The 19,776-nt window shown below is 54.7% G+C and carries 17 protein-coding genes; 6 read left to right on the forward strand and 11 right to left on the reverse strand.

What is annotated here, in order from left to right; translation table 11 throughout:
- Positions 1-166 precede the first annotated feature (166 nt).
- Positions 167-730 carry an elongation factor P gene (gene efp / locus Q1B27_RS00780; RefSeq protein WP_299842208.1) on the forward strand — a complete coding sequence of 188 codons (564 nt, stop codon included), beginning with the start codon at positions 167-169 and terminating at the stop codon, positions 728-730.
- A gap of 138 nt (positions 731-868) precedes the next feature.
- Here efp and Q1B27_RS00785 read toward each other — a convergent pair whose 3' ends face one another.
- The 9 genes from Q1B27_RS00785 to Q1B27_RS00825 all read right to left on the reverse strand — a co-directional run bounded on the left by Q1B27_RS00785 (position 869) and on the right by Q1B27_RS00825 (position 12,017).
- Positions 869-2,365 carry a phosphomannomutase/phosphoglucomutase gene (locus Q1B27_RS00785; RefSeq protein WP_299842211.1) on the reverse strand — a complete coding sequence of 499 codons (1,497 nt, stop codon included), beginning with the start codon at positions 2,363-2,365 and terminating at the stop codon, positions 869-871.
- Positions 2,366-2,381: 16 nt separating this feature from the next.
- The gene (kdsA, locus tag Q1B27_RS00790; RefSeq protein WP_299842214.1) at positions 2,382-3,215 is read right to left on the reverse strand and encodes a 3-deoxy-8-phosphooctulonate synthase; all 834 of its coding nucleotides are present in this window, start codon (positions 3,213-3,215) and stop codon (positions 2,382-2,384) included.
- Between the two features lie 40 nt (positions 3,216-3,255).
- Positions 3,256-4,857, reverse strand: coding sequence for a capsule biosynthesis protein (locus Q1B27_RS00795; RefSeq protein WP_299842217.1), 1,602 nt, complete (start codon positions 4,855-4,857; stop codon positions 3,256-3,258).
- On the reverse strand, positions 4,835-5,494 hold the full coding sequence (locus Q1B27_RS00800) for an ABC transporter ATP-binding protein (protein WP_299842219.1): 660 nt from the start codon (positions 5,492-5,494) through the stop codon (positions 4,835-4,837). The genes Q1B27_RS00795 and Q1B27_RS00800 overlap by 23 nt, the downstream gene beginning before the upstream one ends.
- Before the next feature lie 435 nt (positions 5,495-5,929).
- Positions 5,930-7,357, reverse strand: a complete 1,428-nt coding sequence (locus tag Q1B27_RS00805; protein ID WP_299842222.1) for a DEAD/DEAH box helicase — start codon at positions 7,355-7,357, stop codon at positions 5,930-5,932.
- Positions 7,358-7,566: 209 nt separating this feature from the next.
- Positions 7,567-8,517, reverse strand: coding sequence for a glycosyltransferase family 2 protein (locus Q1B27_RS00810; protein WP_299842224.1), 951 nt, complete (start codon positions 8,515-8,517; stop codon positions 7,567-7,569).
- A 103-nt stretch (positions 8,518-8,620) separates the two neighbouring features.
- Entirely contained in the window at positions 8,621-9,247 is a 627-nt protein-coding gene (locus tag Q1B27_RS00815) for a hypothetical protein (protein WP_299842226.1), read from the reverse strand.
- A gap of 144 nt (positions 9,248-9,391) precedes the next feature.
- On the reverse strand, positions 9,392-10,159 hold the full coding sequence (locus Q1B27_RS00820) for a VPLPA-CTERM sorting domain-containing protein (protein ID WP_299842229.1): 768 nt from the start codon (positions 10,157-10,159) through the stop codon (positions 9,392-9,394).
- A 247-nt stretch (positions 10,160-10,406) separates the two neighbouring features.
- A complete protein-coding gene (locus Q1B27_RS00825; protein ID WP_299842232.1) occupies positions 10,407-12,017 on the reverse strand; it encodes a peptide chain release factor 3 in 1,611 nt (536 codons plus the stop codon).
- A gap of 150 nt (positions 12,018-12,167) precedes the next feature.
- Here Q1B27_RS00825 and Q1B27_RS00830 point away from each other — a divergent pair, with 150 nt between their 5' ends.
- Positions 12,168-12,470 (forward strand): hypothetical protein, encoded by a 303-nt coding sequence (locus Q1B27_RS00830; protein ID WP_299842235.1) that lies wholly within the window; start codon positions 12,168-12,170, stop codon positions 12,468-12,470.
- A 415-nt stretch (positions 12,471-12,885) separates the two neighbouring features.
- Here the strand turns inward: Q1B27_RS00830 and Q1B27_RS00835 are convergent, their stop codons facing one another.
- Positions 12,886-13,503: an acyl-homoserine-lactone synthase gene (locus Q1B27_RS00835; RefSeq protein ID WP_299842237.1), complete on the reverse strand. Its 618-nt coding sequence runs from the start codon at positions 13,501-13,503 to the stop codon at positions 12,886-12,888.
- Between the two features lie 406 nt (positions 13,504-13,909).
- Here Q1B27_RS00835 and Q1B27_RS00840 point away from each other — a divergent pair, with 406 nt between their 5' ends.
- Positions 13,910-14,839: an autoinducer binding domain-containing protein gene (locus Q1B27_RS00840; protein WP_299842239.1), complete on the forward strand. Its 930-nt coding sequence runs from the start codon at positions 13,910-13,912 to the stop codon at positions 14,837-14,839.
- 16 nt (positions 14,840-14,855) lie between these two features.
- On the opposite strand, the gene Q1B27_RS00845 is transcribed toward Q1B27_RS00840, so the two are convergent.
- Positions 14,856-15,869, reverse strand: a complete 1,014-nt coding sequence (locus Q1B27_RS00845; protein ID WP_299842242.1) for a Hint domain-containing protein — start codon at positions 15,867-15,869, stop codon at positions 14,856-14,858.
- 148 nt (positions 15,870-16,017) lie between these two features.
- Here Q1B27_RS00845 and Q1B27_RS00850 point away from each other — a divergent pair, with 148 nt between their 5' ends.
- The 3 genes from Q1B27_RS00850 (at position 16,018) to Q1B27_RS00860 (ending at position 19,397) form a co-directional block, all read left to right on the forward strand.
- Positions 16,018-16,797 (forward strand): SDR family oxidoreductase, encoded by a 780-nt coding sequence (locus Q1B27_RS00850; RefSeq protein ID WP_299842245.1) that lies wholly within the window; start codon positions 16,018-16,020, stop codon positions 16,795-16,797.
- 63 nt (positions 16,798-16,860) lie between these two features.
- A complete protein-coding gene (locus Q1B27_RS00855; RefSeq protein WP_299842248.1) occupies positions 16,861-17,961 on the forward strand; it encodes a hypothetical protein in 1,101 nt (366 codons plus the stop codon).
- A 68-nt stretch (positions 17,962-18,029) separates the two neighbouring features.
- Complete coding sequence (locus tag Q1B27_RS00860) at positions 18,030-19,397, forward strand: sodium:proline symporter (RefSeq protein WP_299842251.1); 1,368 nt, start codon at positions 18,030-18,032, stop codon at positions 19,395-19,397.
- The last annotated feature ends 379 nt before the right edge of the window (positions 19,398-19,776 follow it).

The raw sequence follows: 19,776 nt of genomic DNA on the forward strand, positions 1-19,776 counted from the left end.
TGACGATGTTTATCTGATTCGGATAGGCCTATAATGCATAGCTTCCATGCGTCAGATGCATGGCTTTTGCATGTGCAGCACGATATATCGTCGTCTTGCGCCCTGTCATGTCCCCAGATATAGGGTGGGTCAAACTTCGATCAACCTTTCGACAAGGTTTTGCCCTATGCCAAAAATCAACGGAAATGAAATTCGCCCCGGTAATGTGCTGGAGCATAATGATGGCCTTTGGTCTGCAGTTAAGGTTGACCACGTAAAGCCCGGAAAAGGCGGCGCTTTTGCGCAGGTTGAACTGCGCAACCTACGAAACGGTTCCAAGTTGAACGAACGCTTTCGCAGCGCCGACAAGGTTGAACGTGTACGCCTTGAGCAGAAAGACCAGCAATTCCTTTATGAAGATGACGGGCAGTTGCATTTCATGGACGCTGAGACGTATGAGCAGATACAACTTCCGGCTGATATTCTGGGTGACAGGCGGCCCTTTTTACAAGACGGCATGACGATCACTGTAGAATTTTACGAATCCGAAGCGCTGAATGCCACATTGCCGCAGAAAGTCACCTGCACCGTTGTCGAGACTGAGCCCGTGGTTAAAGGCCAGACTGCCGCCAATAGCTTCAAACCAGCGATCCTTGATAATGGCGTCAAGGTGATGGTGCCGCCCTTTGTCGGCTCTGACGAGGCGATCGTCGTGAATACTGAGACGATGGAATACTCTGAGCGCGCCTGAACGTAGCGGTTTTTGAATGGAGAAGGACCAGAGAGTGTCTTTTTCCTGATTTTACTGGTCGATGGAACGCTTGCTTAGGACTGATTAACTGCCGAAAAGCCGCCGCGCCACCGCAATGGAGGTCTTCGACAGTCTTGCTCAGATCGTCTGGTCGTAGTCACCCACGGATGGCTCGGTCCGGATAACCGTGTCGATATCGGCGAAAATTGCGCGCATTTCTGCGTCGCTTTCACTGCTTTCGCAGACCACCACCAAATTGGGCGTATTCGAAGATGCCCGCACCAGTCCCCAGCTGCCATTGTCCAATATCACGCGTGCGCCATTGACTGTCACCACTTCCTTGATCGTCCGGCCTGCAATTTGCGCGCCCGCTTCGTGTTTGGCGACAAGCTTTTGCACGAGCCTCTCCAACACGTCGTACTTTTCGGTATCCGCGCAATAGGGTGACATGGTCGGGGTAGAATAAGTAACCGGAAGCGCTTTGCGCAGGTCTGACATCGACATGTCGGGGTTGCGGTCCATCAGTTTGCAGATTTCAACGGCGACGCGCATGCCGCAATCATATCCCCGCCCAACGGGTTCAGCCAGAAAGTAGTGCCCTGATTTTTCGAATCCAGCCAGCGCGCCGATTTCCTTGACGCGCCGCTTCATGTGGCTGTGACCCGTCTTCCAGTAATCTGCCTTTACGCCGTTGGCGATGAGCTCGGGGTCCGACGCGAAAAGACCAGTGGATTTTACATCCGCCACGAATGTACTGTTTGGGTGCAGCTTGGAAAGATCGCGCGCCATGATAACGCCGACCTTGTCAGCAAAAATCTCTTCGCCCTCATCATCTACCACGCCGCAACGGTCGCCATCGCCATCAAAACCAAGTGCGAAATCTGCGCCACTGGTATTCACGCTGGCACTCATATCGTGCAGCATTTCCATCGCCTCGGGGTTGGGGTTGTAGTGGGGGAATGTATAATCGAGGGTGTTGTGCGATGGCACGACTTCAACCCCCAGACGTTCAAAAAGTTCCGGAGCAAACGCGCAGGCGGTGCCATTTCCCGTTGCGCAGACGACCTTGAGTTTACGGGTCATTTTGAAATCACCTACAAGATCGTCCAGATATGCTTCGCGCACACCATCGACAAACTCATAGGCGCCGCTGGGGCGCGGTTCTCCTTTGCCTTGCAGAACGATATCGCGAAGCTCTCCCATTTCATCGGGACCATGGGTCAGGGGCCGTTCAAAGCCCATTTTGACACCTGTCCAACCGTTGGGATTGTGCGAGGCGGTGACCATCGCCACGGCAGGTACGTCCAGGTGGAACTGGCTAAAATAAGCCATCGGGCTGAGGCAGGGACCAATATCCTTGACAGTGATGCCCGCACGCATAAGGCCGAGGATCAGAGCGTTCTTGATGCTGAGCGAATAGTCGCGGTAGTCGTTACCGACAGCAATGACCGGTTCAATGCCACGGTTTTGCATCTGTGTACCCAGCCCCAGACCAAGCGCCGTGATGCCTGGCAAATTGATCTCGTCGGGGTATTTCCAGCGCGCATCGTATTCACGGAAACCCGTGGGTGTGATCATCGCGTCGCGCAGGAATTCCCAGGTGTTGGGGGTGACTAGAGGGAGGGGCTTGTTCACGGTTAGAACTCTTTCTTCAGATCGAAATAGGGTTATCTTTCGCCAACGCGTCAAAGCGCATCAATGTGTCAACAAGATGGGGCATCGCGGCCAAATGGATCATATTTGGTCCATCGGAGGGCGCATTATCCGGGTCTTCATGGGTTTCAATGAAAACGGCGGCGACGCCGAGCGACACCGCGGCACGGGCCATCACCGGGGCGAATTCGCGCTGGCCGCCGCTAGAGCCGCCCTTACCGCCCGGTTGCTGCACCGAATGGGTTGCGTCCATCACCACCGGATAGCCGGTTGCAGCCAACTGCGGTAGGCTGCGCATGTCAGCGACAAGTGTGTTGTAGCCAAATGAGGTGCCCCGTTCAGTCAGCAGAAGACGGGTGTTTCCCGTACTTTCAAGCTTGGTTACGATGTTTGGCATTTCCCAAGGGGCCAGAAATTGCCCTTTCTTGACGTTGATTGCAGCGCCGGTTTCGCCAGCGGCTAACAAAAGGTCAGTCTGGCGGCAAAGGAAGGCGGGAATTTGCAGCACGTCACAAACATCTGCTACGGGGGCGCATTGATCAGGTAGGTGAACATCGGTCAAAACCGGAACGCCAAGCGTGTCCTTGACCGTTTGCATCACTTTCAACCCCTCATCCACGCCAAGGCCGCGCTTGCCCGAAAGCGAAGTGCGATTGGCCTTATCGAAAGAGCCCTTGAAGATGAATTGTGCACCCGCAGCACGGCAAGCTTCAAGCATGGTGCCCGCAATCATTTGTGCATGATCTGCGCTTTCAAGCTGGCAGGGGCCGGCAATCACGGTCAACGGTTGGTCATTCCCCACGCTCAGAGTGGCTATATTTACCTGTTTCATGGGCTGCGGCATCCTCATGCAGTGCAGTTCAGGCTGCCGCTTACGACGATACCTGCTCTTTCAGGATCGAAGCGGTCAGCGATATCATCAGGTAAATACCGGCAAAGATCAGGAAGGCAAGGATCGTGTTCTCGAACGCCCGCGGATAGGAAGGATCCTGCGAAGCCACCGGTCGCACCGACACGGTCAGATAACGCACCTGTTTGTTGGCTTCGATCTCGCTTAGCCGTTTGCTTTCCAATGCCGCCTGTAACACAAGATCAGCAGTGGCAAGATCAGCCTGCGCCATCTGGATTTCTGCGGTCTGTGATGCCAATGAGCTATGGCCTTCGGTCGCCTGGTTCAGTCGCGCTTTCTGCTTGTCCAGTTCAGCGGTCAGCACTTCGATCTCGCTGCTGAGTGCGTCAACTTTGGCTTTGTTGGGGCGCGTGTTGTTCAGTTGAATGTCGAGCGCCAGCTGCTTTTCCTGCAATTGAAGCTCAACCGTGCTGACAAGTTGGCGGATACCTGCGATCTCGCCTTCAGGGTCCAGTATGGTGCCTTCTTGTAGTTGAACCATACGCTCCTGCGCTGCGCGGCGTTCGGCCTTGGCTTCTTCCAAGCCGACAATAGCGGTCTCTACCGCATCCAGCCGCTTTTCGCGGCTCAACTCATCTACGCGTTCTTCGGCGTACTCGATCAGCCTTTGGGAAAACAGCGCGCTGACTTCCGGATCAGCGGTCGAAAGCTCCATCTTGATGACGCCCTCGGTGGGGTCATAGCCCAGCTTTATGTATTTCTTGTAGAGCTTGTAAGCTGCCTCGTTGCTGGCTTCGGGATCAAGCCGCTGGATCGGATCTATGCTTTCTTGACTGAAATGACTGCGAAATCCCAGATCGGCGTCCAGCCGCAGCATCGCATCCTTGGATTGCAGGTAGGATTGAGTTGCAATCGAATCCTGCCCAGTGGCAAAGGAAGTCCCGCTGAACAGACTAGCGGATGCGGCAGCACCGCTGCCATCGGCGGTTAATATCAAGAATTCGGACTTGGTGGCATACATCGGCGTAGCCACCGCATAATAGTAATATCCCGCGACCAGCGTCGGTAGGAATACGAATGCCGTAAGTCGAGATAGCAGCAGCAGTAATTTGCGACGGCGGCGTTTGCCGATGTCGCGTTGGATGTCCATGATTTCAGCTGCGCGCCTGTCGGCTGGGCTAAGCTCTGTCGAGGGCAGGGTTTGTCGTTCCGGTGGAAGTGTTTGCGGCAATTGTACACGTGATTTGGCCACGGCAGTTTGACCATCGGAATCTGGTTTGTCGTTTCCGGTTACGACCTCAAGAATGGTGCTGCGCTGGAACGGGTCGATGCCCTTGGCCCGCAACAGACGTACTGCGTCGAAATCCGAGACCGGTGCCAGACCGTGCTTTTGCGCCATGCGCCGCGCCATGCGCAACTGCCGCCCGGTTAATCCCTCTTTGCGGATGTCGTCAATATTCTGAGAGGTTGCCATTTCCCGGGCCGAACTGACCTGCCCCTCTTTGGTTGAGCTCGGGGCTGGTTCATTCGGTTGCGCACCCGCCTCTTCAGGCGTGGCTTCGACACCGGCCTGAGGTGTACTGCGCCGAATGCGGAATTTTCTAGCCTTGGGTTTCGTAGTCATATAACGCCTTTGCCTCTTCCAAGGTGTCGAACATGTGGAGCTTACCACCCATCAGCACCGCAGCTTCGCGGGCGAATTTTTCAAGCGTTTTGGGCTGGTGCGACACGATCACCACTGTGGTGGTGCGCAATCTGTCCCGCAGGATTTCGCCGGCTTTCTGATTGAATTCTACATCCGTGGACCCAGGCATCCCTTCGTCGATCAGGTACATATCAAAATCCAGCGCCAGCATCAGCGAAAAGGTAAATCGCGCGCGCATCCCCGAGGAATAAGTGCCTAGTGGTTGATCGAAATATTCACCCAGATTGCACATCCACCGGCAAAATGCTTCGATATAGTCCGGATCCAATCCATAGAGCCGCGCGATGTAGCGGCTGTTTTCCATCGCTGAGATTTTGTTGACGACGCCACCCATGAACCCTAGCGGAAAGCTGATGCGGCAACCGCGTCGAATCTCGCCTTCATCGGGTTTTTCAAGGCCTGCCATCATGTTGATCAATGTGGTTTTACCCGTGCCATTGGGTGCCAGAATGCCAAGCGACCGGCCAAGCTCGACCCGGAAGCTGACCCTTTCAAGAATCACCTTTCGTTGCGTGCCTGTCCAGAAGGACTTGCTGACATTCTCGAACTCGAGCATCCATTGGCTCCGGTGCTGCTCTGGTCTTACCCTCTTTTAGCGGGGCTGTGTTAAGGTTTGTTTAGCCAATATTTCGATCATTATGTCGGATTTTCCCCATTTATGACAATAAAACCGGATAGTTTTATGTTCCGTGATGCAAAAAAACCGGCATTTTCTGCGCCAAATACTGTTTGCTCAAGCTCAGTTAGAGAGGAGTTGCAGGTGAATCGGAATGGCGACGTGTATTCCGGTGAGTGAAGCTTGCCTGCGTTCAGCAGGATGGAGAGATTTCCCCGCTTTTTCGCCTTTGCACGCCTGAAGAAAGAAGTACTGCCCGCGCATTGACGCCGCATGCACCGCGTGTCCACTTTTCCAGAGCCTGCTCAAAAAAGTTTCCAGCCGCCCCACAATGTAAGCAGATTGCGAGGCGGAGCTAAGAGAATAGGGCCTTGTCTAGCTGGCGCGGCGGTCGTCGAAGCTGAGAGCGATGAAGCTGGGCAAGTGATCGCCCATTCCAACAACCTTGTTGCCGCCCGATCTACTATTGTCGGATTTACCCTTTCCACCGCGGCTACGGCTGGGATTGGGCTTGTCCTGTGGTGCCTGCTCCTGAGCCTGAACATCCGGTGTATCGGCGATCTCGGGTTTATCCTCAGGCTTTTTACGGCTGCGCGTGCGTTTGGGTTTCTCGGCCTTGGCCTCGGCGGTGTCGTCGGCCTTGGGCGCGTCGGATTTCAGCGGGTTGTCGAGTCGGGGAATTTCTTTCTGAATCAGACGTTCGATGGCATCGAGGTTTTTCTCATCGCGCGGGATGCAGATCATCATTGCTTTGCCATCGCGGCCCGCGCGACCGGTTCGGCCGATACGGTGCACGTAATCCTCGGCATGGCCGGGCACATCGAAATTGAACACATGGCTGACGGCGGGCACATCAAGGCCGCGCGCGGCCACGTCCGAGGCGCAGAGGAACCGCAACTCACCGGCGCGGAAGCCATCAAGCGTGCGAGTACGTTGTGACTGATCCAGGTCGCCATGAATAGGGGCGGCGTCATAGCCATATTTCTTGAGGCTTTTGGCAACAATATCCACATCTGTCTTGCGGTTGCAGAAGATGATGGCATTGGTGCATTTGTCACCTTCGCCGTCGATTAGTGTGCGCAGCAACTTGCGTTTTTCAGTGCCTTCGCGGTCGCGGCGAGAGGCCTTGAACATCACGACGCCCTGTTCGATCGTCTCAGACGCGGTGGCCTGACGGGCAACCTCAATTCGTTCTGGTGCGCTGAGGAAGGTGTTGGTGATACGTTCGATTTCAGGCGCCATCGTGGCCGAAAAGAAGAGCGTTTGACGGGTGAAGGGCGTAAGACCGAAGATGCGTTCGATATCGGGTATGAAACCCATGTCAAGCATCCGATCAGCCTCGTCCACGACCATGACCTTAACGTCGCTCAGGATCAGTTTGCCACGCTCGAAATGGTCAAGCAGGCGGCCAGGCGTAGCGATCAGTACGTCTACGCCCTTGTCAATGAGTTGATCCTGTTCCTTGAAGCTGACGCCACCAATTAGCAGCGCCTTCGTCAGTTTGAGATGTTTGGAATAGGTGTCAAAATTCTCGGCCACCTGGGCGGCCAGCTCGCGTGTCGGGCAGAGCACCAGTGAACGTGGCATGCGTGCTCGCGCGCGTCCCCGAGCCAGCAGAGATAGCATGGGCAGGGTGAAACTGGCGGTCTTGCCAGTCCCTGTCTGGGCAATGCCGAGCACATCCCGTCCTTCAAGCGCGGGCGGAATCGCACCCGCTTGAATAGGTGTGGGTGTTTCGTACCCGGCTTCGTCAATGGCTTTCAGAACCTTAGGGTTCAGCTTTAACTCAGAAAACTTGGTCATATGTGTCCGTTTGTTGCGGACACTATCATGGCCCGCGCGTCTGATGCCGGGTCGGGCCCCGCACGAGCCCCGTGGACATCCACAGTGATGACCCGGTGCGGATGGCTTTACCGGAAGAAGGGGGGTGCGGTCAATGCAGGCGCCAGAATCATGTTTAATGAGCGGATTGGCGCGTTAATTGTCGATAAAGTAGCAACAATAATCGCAGTTTACGCGAAATCTGGGAAATGGCGCGCGCGTTTCTTATCCAAGTCGAGCCTGATCAGATGCAGGTGGCCATAAGCAGCAAGACGTGCCCGTAGGGCAGGCGTGGCACGGCAAATCTGGTCGTAGAAGTTGCGAAGCGCGTCACCACCCTGAGCTTCGAGTTGACAAAGCAGACTGTGCAGGGTCGTGTCGCTACCCGGCGCGGGTTTGATGCTCGGGCGATAGGCTCCTTTTTTTATCCGGTAACGATAGTGTTTATTCCAGTGATCAAATCCAGTGGCATGCAAGTGGCACAGGTTTGTTCCGGTCAGGGGGGCAGGCGTGTCATTTTCACCATCCTGCGTGGCATGGTGTATGCGCAACCCGGTGCTCGGGCGACCGGTTCGGATAAAGACCTTGCCCTGTACATGGCTGAGGAAACCACCAACCAGATAGGTTCCAAAGCCAGGATAGATCGCTGCAGTTTCTGTGCGTCGCTGTGATGGACCGGTCGCGCATGATTTGAACCATTGTGCGCCGGCAGGTGGTGGATCGGCGGGATCGGGGGCCATTGCCTCGACTGGGTGCGAGCGGGCGCTGAACGTGTCATTCGGCAGCGCGGCGAGCTGTGCAGCGAGCGAGGTATCGCCGGGCCAGAGGAATTCATCAACGTCGAGATGTGCAAGCCAATCCGTGCCGGGTTCATGGGTCAAACAATGGGTGGCATTCACCTGCTGACGCACCTGGTGTTTGATCGGACGGTAACCGTGGATATGCCAATAGGACGCATCGGTGGTAATGGCGCGGCACTTAGGATGTGCATTCAGGGCACTATGGGCGGTGTTATCTGGGGCGTCGAGATAGACGCTCACCCGTTCAGCACCAAGGTCGAGATGATGGGCGGCGAAATTCAAAACGTCGCGTGTGGGAGCCTTGACGGTGGCGGTGACGCCCCAGCTGGGTTGATTGGTCATTTCCATAACATGCTGGGGTTGTGAGGTGGTCGCAAGGCGCATTACGAAGACATGTCGGTTTATAAGCCTATGTTCGAATTTTCTCAGGAAGATGAGCCCGGGGCTAGGCTTGATTCAACAGCGACAGAGCGGATGAATGCGGCTGCGGTACATAGCCATGGCCAAGCACGCTGACGGTGGGCGCCGGTGTCAGTACGGTGACATCGCCGGTGCCGGGATTGGGGAGACTGGCCGTGTAGATGCCGCCGTCATATCTGAGCAAGTGATTGTGCCAGATCAGGTGTGGGGCATCATCGTGCCAGATAAAGCAACCATCGGGCAGTGTTTCGATAGGGGCGGCGTGGCGGATGTGCTGTCGGGTTCGAGTGACCCTTGCAGCATGCAAAACCCTGTCATCCTGATCCAGCGTGTTCTTACCGTGACTCATTGCCCAGGCAGAGCGGAAGCGAGTGTAATCTTCGCGGCGGCAAAGGCCGCAGGGGCGGTGCCCGGCGGCAAGGGCCACGCATTCATCCAGGAAAAACAATTCGGTATAGTGGTTCGGGATCATCACCGGGCGATGCCAGTCCTTGAATTCCAGTACGCAAGTGACCCAATGGGGATGCGTCCATCGAGAGGTTTTCAAGCGCTGTCGGTCATCGTGCAGGATGCCGCGATTGCCCATCAGCGTGCCGCGGAACGGTAATGCGGTGATCTGTCCGTCTGGCAAGACGCGGTTTTGTAATGTCATCGTCGGCCACTTTGGTTTGGACACCTTGGTTTAGGTGATCCGCGGAGCTGGCACTATGGCAGGGTGGGGACTGTTGGCATAGGGGTTGCCCAAAGAAAAAGGCCGCCCGGTCAGGCGGCCTTTCGCTAAACGGTTAGGAACCGATCAGGATTTTTTGCGACGCTTCGCTGCGGCGAGGCCACCGAGGCCAGCCAGAAGCATCCAGCCAGCAGCCGGAAGCGGTACTGCGCCACCGACCGGTCCATCGGGGTCAAGGTCGATGTTAATGTCGCCTTTGCCACCTTTGTTGAACGTATATTTACTGGCATAGGGCGATGTTGCCATGCCCGACTTGGTCCAGTTGAACCACATTGAGAAGCCGGTCCCCGTTGTATCAAGCGCGTTGGCAGCTTCGCCTGCTTGGGGCGCATGTGTCGGGTTGCTGGTCAATGTGTACATCAAACCTTCCATGTGAGAACCGACAACACCTGTCAGCGTTGCAGAGATCACAGAAAAGTAAGTCCAGTCGCTGGGGTCGATCCCGGCATTGGTCGTTGCACAGTTATGCGAGCCACCGGCACCAGCTTGCTGGCAATAGGGGGTGTTGCCCGAGTTCTTGATGTTGAACCGCAGATCAAAATCGAAGGACAGATTGTTCTGACCGGTGTTTGTGGCGCGGCCGGTCAGACGCGCTTTGGTGCCGGTGTAGCGGAACAAACTGTCGGGGCTGAACGACCAAAGACCCGTTGCACCGTTGCCTTGAACAAAGGCGTTGCTGCTGGGGTTGTTGCCATTGGGCGTCCAGATCGAGCGATTATTGTTGTAGTCTTTTGCAATATAGTCGCCCGGAGAAATCGGTGCCGCAAACACTGCGGTGGGTGCGATCATTGCAACAGCAACAGCCGCTACTTTAATTTTACGTACTAAAGACATTACTCTTCCCTTATTCGTTACATGTCAGAGCAAAAGTATCTGCTTTTGGTGGTGGCACCTAATGGAAATTGGGCTTTTTCGGGGCAATTGTGGCAACAATAAGCCCTGATCTACGTGATTGGCGCGTGGGAAAAATAGCGCGCTCTCGCCACAGTAGTAAAATTCCCGTGATAGGAGAATTTCCGCTCATACCCCAAAGCATCGGGAAAATGCGTCAATAGGTGATTCGGATTCCGTCAGGCGTGCGTCATCCGGCCATCATTTCTTTCGTCGCAGTCAGTTTGACGTCTGGATAATCGCGCTCTACCCGGTCGATATCCCATTGCAATCTGGTCAGATACACTACGTCACCATCATGGTCATGTGCTATGTGCTGTTTGTTGGCTTCGGTAAAGGTGTCGATGGCCTTGCGCTCACCACTGACCCAGCGGGCCGAGGTGAATTGACTGGCCTCAAAACGGACGGGCAGGCCATATTCCAGCTCGATCCTTGAACCCAGAACCTCAAATTGAAGCGCGCCAACGACGCCGACGATGAAGCCGGAACCGAATGCTGGTTTAAATACCTTTGCTGCACCTTCTTCGGCGAATTGCATCAGCGCTTTTTCCAGATGCTTCGCTTTCATCGGATCACCCGCGCGCGCCTGTTGCAGGAGTTCCGGTGCGAAGGAGGGGATTCCCGAGACGCGCAATGCCTCGCCCTCGGTCAGCGTATCGCCGATACGGAGTTGGCCGTGATTGGGGATGCCGATGATGTCCCCAGCCCACGCTTCATCCGCTAATTCGCGGTCAGAGGCGAGGAAAAGTACAGGGTTGGTCACTGCCATCGGTTTCTTCGAACGCACATGGGTCAGTTTCATGCCGCGCTTGAAATGCCCTGAAGCCATGCGCAGGAACGCCACACGATCGCGGTGCTTGGGGTCCATATTGGCCTGGACTTTGAAGACAAAGCCAGAAACTTTTGTTTCATCAGGGGAAATCTGGCGCGGCTCGGCGCGTTGTGGTTGTGGTTCGGGGCCGTAAGTGCCGATACCATCCATCAGTTCCTTGACCCCGAACGAATTGATGGCAGAGCCAAACCAGATCGGTGTCATATGCCCTTCGAGGACTGATTGCGGGTTCAGTCCGGGAAGCAGCTCGCGTGCCATCTCAACCTCTTCGCGCAGCTTTTCAAGCAGGTTAGCGGGCACGTGCTCCGCAAGCGCCGGATCATCAAGCCCCTTTATTTCGACGCTTTCGGCCACGCGGTTGCGGTCGGCGCGGTCCATTAGCTCCAACCTGTCGTTGAGCATGTCGTAACACCCCATGAAATCGGCGCCGACTCCGATGGGCCAGCTGGCTGGGGTCACATCAATTGCGAGGTTTTCCTGAATCTCGTCGATGATATCGAATGTGTCGCGGCTTTCGCGGTCCATCTTGTTACAGAAAGTCAGGATTGGCAGATCGCGCAAGCGGCAGACCTCGAACAATTTCTGAGTCTGGCTTTCCACACCCTTGGCGCCGTCAATCACCATTACGGCGGCGTCCACAGCGGTAAGGGTGCGATAGGTGTCCTCCGAGAAATCCGAGTGACCGGGCGTATCAACAAGGTTGAAGCGAAAGGTCTTGAAGTCAAAAGACATTGCCGAGGCAGAGACCGAGATTCCTCGATCCTTCTCCATCTGCATGAAATCTGAACGCGTGCGCCGCGCCTCGCCTTTGGCGCGCACCTGTCCTGCCATCTGAATCGCCCCGCCAAAAAGCAGGAATTTCTCGGTCAGTGTCGTCTTGCCAGCGTCCGGGTGCGAGATGATCGCAAAGGTGCGGCGACGTGCAATTTCGGGCGGTAAATCGGGTCGGTTCTGGGCGATGTCTAACATGAGGCTGCGTATAGGTAACGAACGGAGCCTTGGCAAGAAACGGACACGCTGGTTGGGGATCGAAGTGCAAATCGTACTTTGTACAAGACCGCCTACTGGTGTGAGTCTTCGACAAAAATCTTGGGGGAAGTGGATGGAATATGGGATTTGTTGACGTCCGAAGTTCTGGAGATTTTGGTTGGCGGTATGTTCTTGCTGGATTATCTGACTATCAAACAAGTGGCCTTTTGGGTTTTTGTGCTGATCGGATCAGTGCTCGATATCTGTTATTACGCCTGGGTTGCCGTTGATCCATTGTGGGATGTGATATCCACCTCTCTGGCAATGGCCGTGGCCAGCCTTTTTTTTGGTTTGATGAGCCTTCTAGCGCCGAGGTCCAAGATCGTGGCGTCACGGAAGCAACGCGACATCTATCCGATCTTTTCGAACCTGATACAGGGCGACTTCAGATGACTGGCGGCACAGCCCGAGCTTTTCAACACTATCAATGACTTGGAACTCGCTGCGAATTGTGACAGCACGTGGTATCTTTATACATCATCGCGGGCACTTCGCCGATTGGAAAACTGGGCGCGCGGTTTTCCTTGCCCTTGGGCACCTTTGTTGGTGAGGCCGCTTTTCTGACAGTCCGGCACAGATCGGTTACTACGGTACTGCCTGATGTGATCGGAAGGGCTTCGATGGCGTTATGACGATTCACGCCATCGCTCTGGCAAATATTCACGATTCAAACTGACACTTGAGGCGATGATCATAAGTGATCTGGCAACGAAAGTGTCTTTTGCGGTAGCGTCGCCAAATCTGAATGAGGTCATGATTGCACAAGTTTAGGGGGCGGTGGGGGCGAATATGCCTCCAGCTTTCGTAATCATGCGGCCAGTTGGCAAAGAGTGCGCACTGGCAGTGTCGTAACGGAGGGCTGTTCAGCTTCGTCGCCGATCTTTACAGCATGGGTTACGCAGATCATGTACACTGGATTGCCATCCATCGTAGATTTCGAAACCAACAAGTAGCGCACACCGATGGAGTCGAGGAAACGCGCGACCTTGGGAAAGACAACTGCGACGAAACCTGTCAGTTTCTTTTCGTCGCGGTAACCGTCCAGCAAGACCGCAAGGTGTTTCAGCATCACCTTGCTTTCCTCGACCGAGATATCTTGCGCCCGGCAGAACCGTGTCAGCTCATGAATCCGACCCTTTTGCATGCGAAGGAAATCCCGGGCACCAGGGAAATGCGGCAGGAAGTGATCGGTAATCATCGTGCTGCTGGTGGTCGCGCGCACCCGGCATGAACCCATATGACGTCCGTGGCGATGTACCATCAGGTAGGTGCTGTCATCGTCGTCATATTCATCAATCTCGTATCCTTGAGGTGTGACACATAAATCCCACTTCTGACGCTCTACAAACTGGCGCCCACGATCAGAGAAAACGCTGTTGTTCAAAGTCTGTGGCAAGTCGCGGCGGGTACTGATTAATTTTTGCATGTTCACCTCTTGTTCTCATTGAGATGACACTGGCGTTCCGCAGCTTAATGACAAGCTAAGCCTTTATTTATAAAAAATAAATTCAACTTTTATTGTTTACCAAGCTGAACACAAAGTTGATGGAAGAAGTAAGTTTGAATGAAGAAGAGCGTTAGCGGAAGTTAAGACTGTGGGTCGCTTCATGCTCAGAAAAATCAGCGGTGCATCGCCTTTGATAGGGTAAGAAATTAACGTCGGCAATTAACAAGTTTGGCCAATTTCGTTAAATTTTACACGGAATGATCGGCGAAATTCAGCCTATATTAACTTAACAAGATCAATAGAAAGCTATCTAACTAAGTAGGTAGCGAAGATGAAACATTGGGTAAGAGCGGTCCTTGAAGACGCCTTTTGGTCAACAAAGACTATGTCAGAGGAAACAATTCGGGGTCTGAAGCGAATCGCAGAGCTTATCGAGGATATAGATGTCCATCCTTTTCGGACCACCGAACTAAGCGATATTGGCGAAGAACTGTCGGAATGCACCGATCTTACAGAACTGTCCGAGCTGATGTGGCAGGCGGCAACAACGGTCGGATTTCAGAATTTTGCGATATTCGTGATCCAGCAGGGGTCGAATGGGGCGTTCCGTTCGCGTATATGCACCTCTTACAAGGATACTTGGGTCAACCGATATCACGAGAAAGCCTATCAGTTCATTGATCCCGTGATCGCTCAGGCGGCGGCAGAAGATGGTTGGTTTCTGTTTTCAGAGCTTAATTCTAGCGCGCCTGCGATTGAGTGTTTTTGGGAGGATGCCGAGACATTTGGGATCGGGCGGAACGGGCTGTGTTTTTCGATCTCCCGAAAAGACGGCGCGCGGATCGGTGTGTCGTTCTCGACGTCCAACACCAAGGAAAAAGTTGAAGAGGTCGTGCGACTGAACGGCTTCGACCTGCAATTCCTGGCACATCTGGCGGTGGATTGTTTCTGTTATGCCTCGCGCGGGCCTTCCTTGTCGGATGATACGCTGTCTCTAAAAGAATTGCGTTTCCTCTATACCTTGGCCAGTAGCCCTGATCCGACCGAAGCGCTGGAGATTTCGGCGGGCTATGGGTCGAATAAGGCTTTGCAGTCGTCAATTCGGCAAAAGCTGAGTGTGGATACGGTTTTTCAGGCATTGGCGATCGTGTCAGCGAAGGGTTGGTTCAATCAGTTACCCTTTGACCAGCGCGAAGTTGCAAAACCTTTCCCGGCGCTTGTGGGATTTGGAACTGGTGATCCGATGTTGGAAGATACTGAAAAGGAAAAGTCGGAAACCAAAGCCATACGATTAGGTTCGGATCAGGAAGTCTGATCTGCGTGCCGCTATGTCAACGTGTCGAGGCACGTTTAAGTAACTTGGCCATATCCGGGTGATTAAGAAGGCTTTCGCCAATTTCAAACTGCATGTGCGCACGATCGGCATGATCGGGAAGGGATTTGGCCAACTCCTGGCTCAGTTCTGCTGGCAGGACGGGGCGGGTGCGAGTATCCACGAGCAGCGTCTCGGCAGCGATGCCTTCGGCATAAATGATCTGGTGTTCATCAAAGAGCAACTGAAAGTAATCGACGAATCCGCCATCTTCTTGAATCACGGTGTCTCCGTTCACCAGGTGTCTTGCTCGCACCAGTAACTCGTTTCTACCAGCGCCTAGTGCATCTGAGCGCTGATAGATGAAAAGCCGGTGGTCGGGGCTGACGAGCAAGTCATTCTCATTGTGCAGCGCGCCGGCCTTGATCCGGATTGGGGCAAAATCGCCGGTGGCGCGAACCGTCGCATGGCCAATCCAGCGGATTTTCTGTGGCCCGTCATCGCGGGTCAGGACTGTATCCCCGACATTCAGCTCCTCGATACATTTCTGCTCGCCAGATGTAAGCGTAATGTGAGTGCCGCGCGTGAAGGAGACACAGGCGACTTCGGCAAACTTGGTGCGCGCGCTGTCGCTATTAATGCCGACCAGCGAATAACCCAGCCGAGGCGTGAGTGGTGCGAGGGGTAAGGCATAGATTTCTTCGACATCGCCCTTGCCGTCTACCTCGACAAGAACCAGAACTTCGGTTGTGACCCCATTGCCGGACATGAGCGTCAGGCAGCAATCCATGTGCAGCGTAGCACCAGGGGTGCCGATAGCAGTTTCTGGCGCGATCACTTGACCGCCCTTACCATCGCTTTGCAGCGAAAGGCGGTACGGTTCGGCCGCTTGATTAAGTTCGTAGGTATCATCCAGATCAAGCTCAGCCGCGAAAGAAATCGGGTCGCCCAGATTTGCGCCATTCACAACACTCAAATCCGCCGACCGGAAAACGGGGATGGATTGCGTGGGATGAGATGTGGATTTTGGCATATTTATTTTGGCTCACTGATGGCTGCAGCCTACGGCTGGAGGGTTAAATTATGATTGTGTCATGAGCGGGTCAATGCACAGGCGTTTTACTGGCCATCCTGGGCGAATGGATGCTAAGCGTCAGGGGGAATTAGGGAGGAATTGCATCATGGATTTGGGAATCAGGGGAAAGCGCGCACTGGTATGTGCCTCGTCCAAAGGTCTTGGGTTGGGATGTGCCCATTCATTGGCTGAGGCAGGTGTTGATCTGGTGATGAATGCGCGCGGGGCGGAGGCGCTCGAGGCATCTGCCGCTGCGATCCGTGAGAAGTTCGGTGTAGATGTGGTGACCGTCTGCACCGATGTGACCACCGCCGAAGGGCAGGAAAAGGTGTTAGCTGCCGCTCAGGGTATTGATATCCTTGTTACAAACGCCGGTGGACCGCCTCCAGGTTTGTGGTCGGATTGGAATCGTGATGATTTCATCAAAGCGCTTGATGCAAACATGCTTACGCCGATTGCGCTAATGAAAGCGCTTCTGCCGGGGATGATGGAAAGAGGTTGGGGTCGGGTGGTCAATATCACTTCGGTCAGCGTCAAGGCGCCGGTGCCAGTGCTTGGGCTGAGCAATTCAGCCCGTGCAGGGTTGACCGGTTATGTCGCGGGCACGGCTCGTCAGGTGGCGGGTTCGGGTGTCGTGATCAACAATCTGCAACCCGGTATTCATGCGACCGATCGCGCCGTATCGCTGGATAATGCCGCTGCCCAGGCGCAAGGGATTTCTGTTGACGAGGCTATGGCAAATCGCAACGCAACCATTCCGGCGGGTCGCTATGGCACGATTGAGGAGTTCGGTGCCACCTGCGCCTTTATGTGTTCGCAACATGCAGGATATATGATTGGGCAGAATATTTTGCTGGATGGTGGCGCCACGAATTCGACGATGTAACTGGAAGTGGCGCAAGGGTTTTCACTGAAAGATCAACTTTTTAACAGCGGATCCATAGCGGATTTGGCTGCAGAGTTTGCCACTGCGCTGTCAGATTTCGATGCCGATCGTTTCTATGCGGATGTGATGTCGGGTCTGGCCGAGCGGGAATTACTGGCGCGTTTGGACTGGATTGCTGATTGCCTGGAACCGCATCTAGCGGGCGATTTTCCCTCTATGGCGGACCAATTGGAAGCGGCCATGGGTCCGGAGCTGGACCCGGGTCTGCAGGACGATGATTTCGGACGATTCATACATGCGGTACCCGGCATCCTTGCGGTACGGCATGGGCTGGAAAACCACCGCGACCGCGCCTTGGACCTGCTTTATGCGGCGACCAAGCGCTTTTCGATGGAATTCTATATCCGCCCGTTCCTGAACCGGTGGCCCGAGGAAACATTTGCTCGGCTAGAGCATTGGGCCGGGGATGAAAATTACCATGTCCGACGGTTGGTGTCTGAGGGGATGCGACCCAAACTGCCTTGGGCTGCGAAGGTCACGATTGATCCGATGATGCCACTGCCATTGCTTGATCAACTGCACGCAGATCCGACGCGCTATGTGACACGTTCTGTCGCAAACCATCTGAACGACATTGCAAAATTCGCACCGGATGTGGCGATGTCAAGGCTGGTGCAATGGCATGAGACGGGGCGCCAGGATGCTGTTGAATTGGCGTGGATGGCGCGTCATGCGCTGCGCACGCTGGTCAAGCAGGGTCATCCGGAAGCGTTGAAGTTTTTGGGATACCACACGGATATTGATGTGGCGGCAACGATTCAGATCGCGCCGGGGCCCGTGCGGATCGGGGGAGTGTTGGAATTCACCGCTGAAATAGAGACCTATTCGCCGCAAAATATTCTGGTCGATTATGTGTTGTATTTCCATCGTCCAGGGGGGCGTATCGGGCGCAAAGTGTTCAAGTTGAAGCAGGGCCGGACAGGGGCTGCAAAGCTGCTGCTGAACAAACAACATGCGCTCAAAGGTAATGCGACGACCTTTACACTGTACCCCGGGCCGCATCGGATAGAATTGCAGGTCAATGGCCAGATCGTGGCTGAGGTGGAGTTTGATCTGATGCCGCAATCTGAACGGGTATCACATTCGCGTCGGTCCCTGAAATAGTTTCTGGTCAGAGTGCGACGTGACTGCTACTCCGGCGTGACGCCACGAGTAGAAACGGAACTTTCTTAATGGAAGCAACTGCCATCATTACGATTTTCGGTCTTGTTATTCTTGCAAGCCTGGTTGCGGCACCGCGTCGTGTCACCATCGAAGGGTTCTTTGGCGGGACAGGCATTTCAGGTCGTGCGCCGGGTCTTTGGGTGCTTGTTCTGAGTCAGGTCACAACCTGGATTTTCGCTCGTTCGCTGATGAACGCCGCAATTCTGGGCTATTTCTACGGCATCTGGGGCACGCTGGCTTACGCGGCCTACTATGGCTCTTTCTTGACAGGTGGATTTATCGTCGGACGTTTGCGTGAGGGTGGCGCAGGGTCCGTTCAGGATTGGCTGAGCTCCCGGTTCGGCGCCAGTGGCGTGACCTGTTATAACATCGTGATCGCATTGCGTTTGCTTTCAGAAGTTTTTGCCAACCTTCTGGTCGTTGGACTGATTTTTGCGGCTGCGTTGCCCGAAGTAGGATTGGCGCGCGAGGCTGCGATCGTGTTGGTGGCAGTATTGGGATTGGCTTACAGCGCCTGGGGCGGGCTGAGCGCGGCCCTGCGCACAGACGTTTTGCAAATGCTTGTCTTCCTGGTGATTTTCGCACTGGCCTTTGGTGCGTTGCTATCCAGTCCCGGTTTTGATCTGGGCGCGGTTCTGACCTCTGAAGGGGTGAGCGGATCCTGGAACGGACAGGTTTTGTTGTTAGTGGCGTTCCTGCAAGTTTTCTCTTACCCCGCGCATGATCCGGTGATGATGGATCGCGGGTTTATTGCCGATCGCGAGACGACGCGCCGGTCCTTTTTGCATGCATTCTGGATCTCTAGCTTCTGCATCATCGCCTTCGGGTTTTTCGGTATTCAGGCTGCTATCGTCGGCGCGGAATACGAGGGGCAGTTGATTGGCACTTGGGCCGGAATGTTCCCGCCGTGGCTTTTCGTGGCACTTTTGGTTTCGCTGCTGATTTCGGCGCTGAGTACGCTTGATTCTGCTCTGGCCAGTGCTTCAAGACTGGTTGTGGACGAATTACGGCTTAGCCCGCGTACGCTGAATGGTGGGCGGGTTGCAATGGTGGCGTTCATGATCGCGGGTGCATTGCTGACACTTTGGGGCAATCAAACGCTTTTTGATGCGGTCGCCGTTAGTGGTACTGCCAGCATGTTCCTAACACCGGTGCTGTTGATCGGACTGGTGCTGAACCGCCATGTGTCCCTGTGGTCCTACATGGTGGCCTTCGGTGCCGCATTGATAGGGGCCTTTGCCTATTTCGCCCGCGAAGGGATCTTTGCATCGTTGCTGCCAGAGGGGCACAAATACGAACAATTGCTCGCTATTTGCGTGGTTGTTTTGGCCGTCGGATTCACCGCTGTAATGTTGGGGTCGCGCCGCCGACAGTGATTTGTCTGGCGAGCATGCCCCAGGTCAGGTGACCCCTAACGAAACGAAGGTGCGCGCCATGCCGCATGCCGACGCCCTATTCACATTCACACGCAACGAATTTGGCCAGCGTGAGGCATGTTCCTTTAAAAGAATGGAGCAGTCATTGATTTACGCGGGTCATTCGGTGGCGCTGGAAAAGACTATGATTTTCTCCATCCAAATGATGCCAAATGGCCGGAGCACCGGACTATGATGACGGTGGTCGGACAAGCGATCATCCCCGCCGAAGCGCCCGAGATCATCATCCATGTACCGAGCGCGCCGATTATCCAACGATAGGTGGCTCTTGCCTCGCGTCGGCTTGGTTGCTATCTGGCCCTTTGAATGCCTGATCAAT

The sequence above is a fragment of the uncultured Roseovarius sp. genome (assembly GCF_947489715.1).
Classification (GTDB): Bacteria; Pseudomonadota; Alphaproteobacteria; order Rhodobacterales; family Rhodobacteraceae; genus Roseovarius.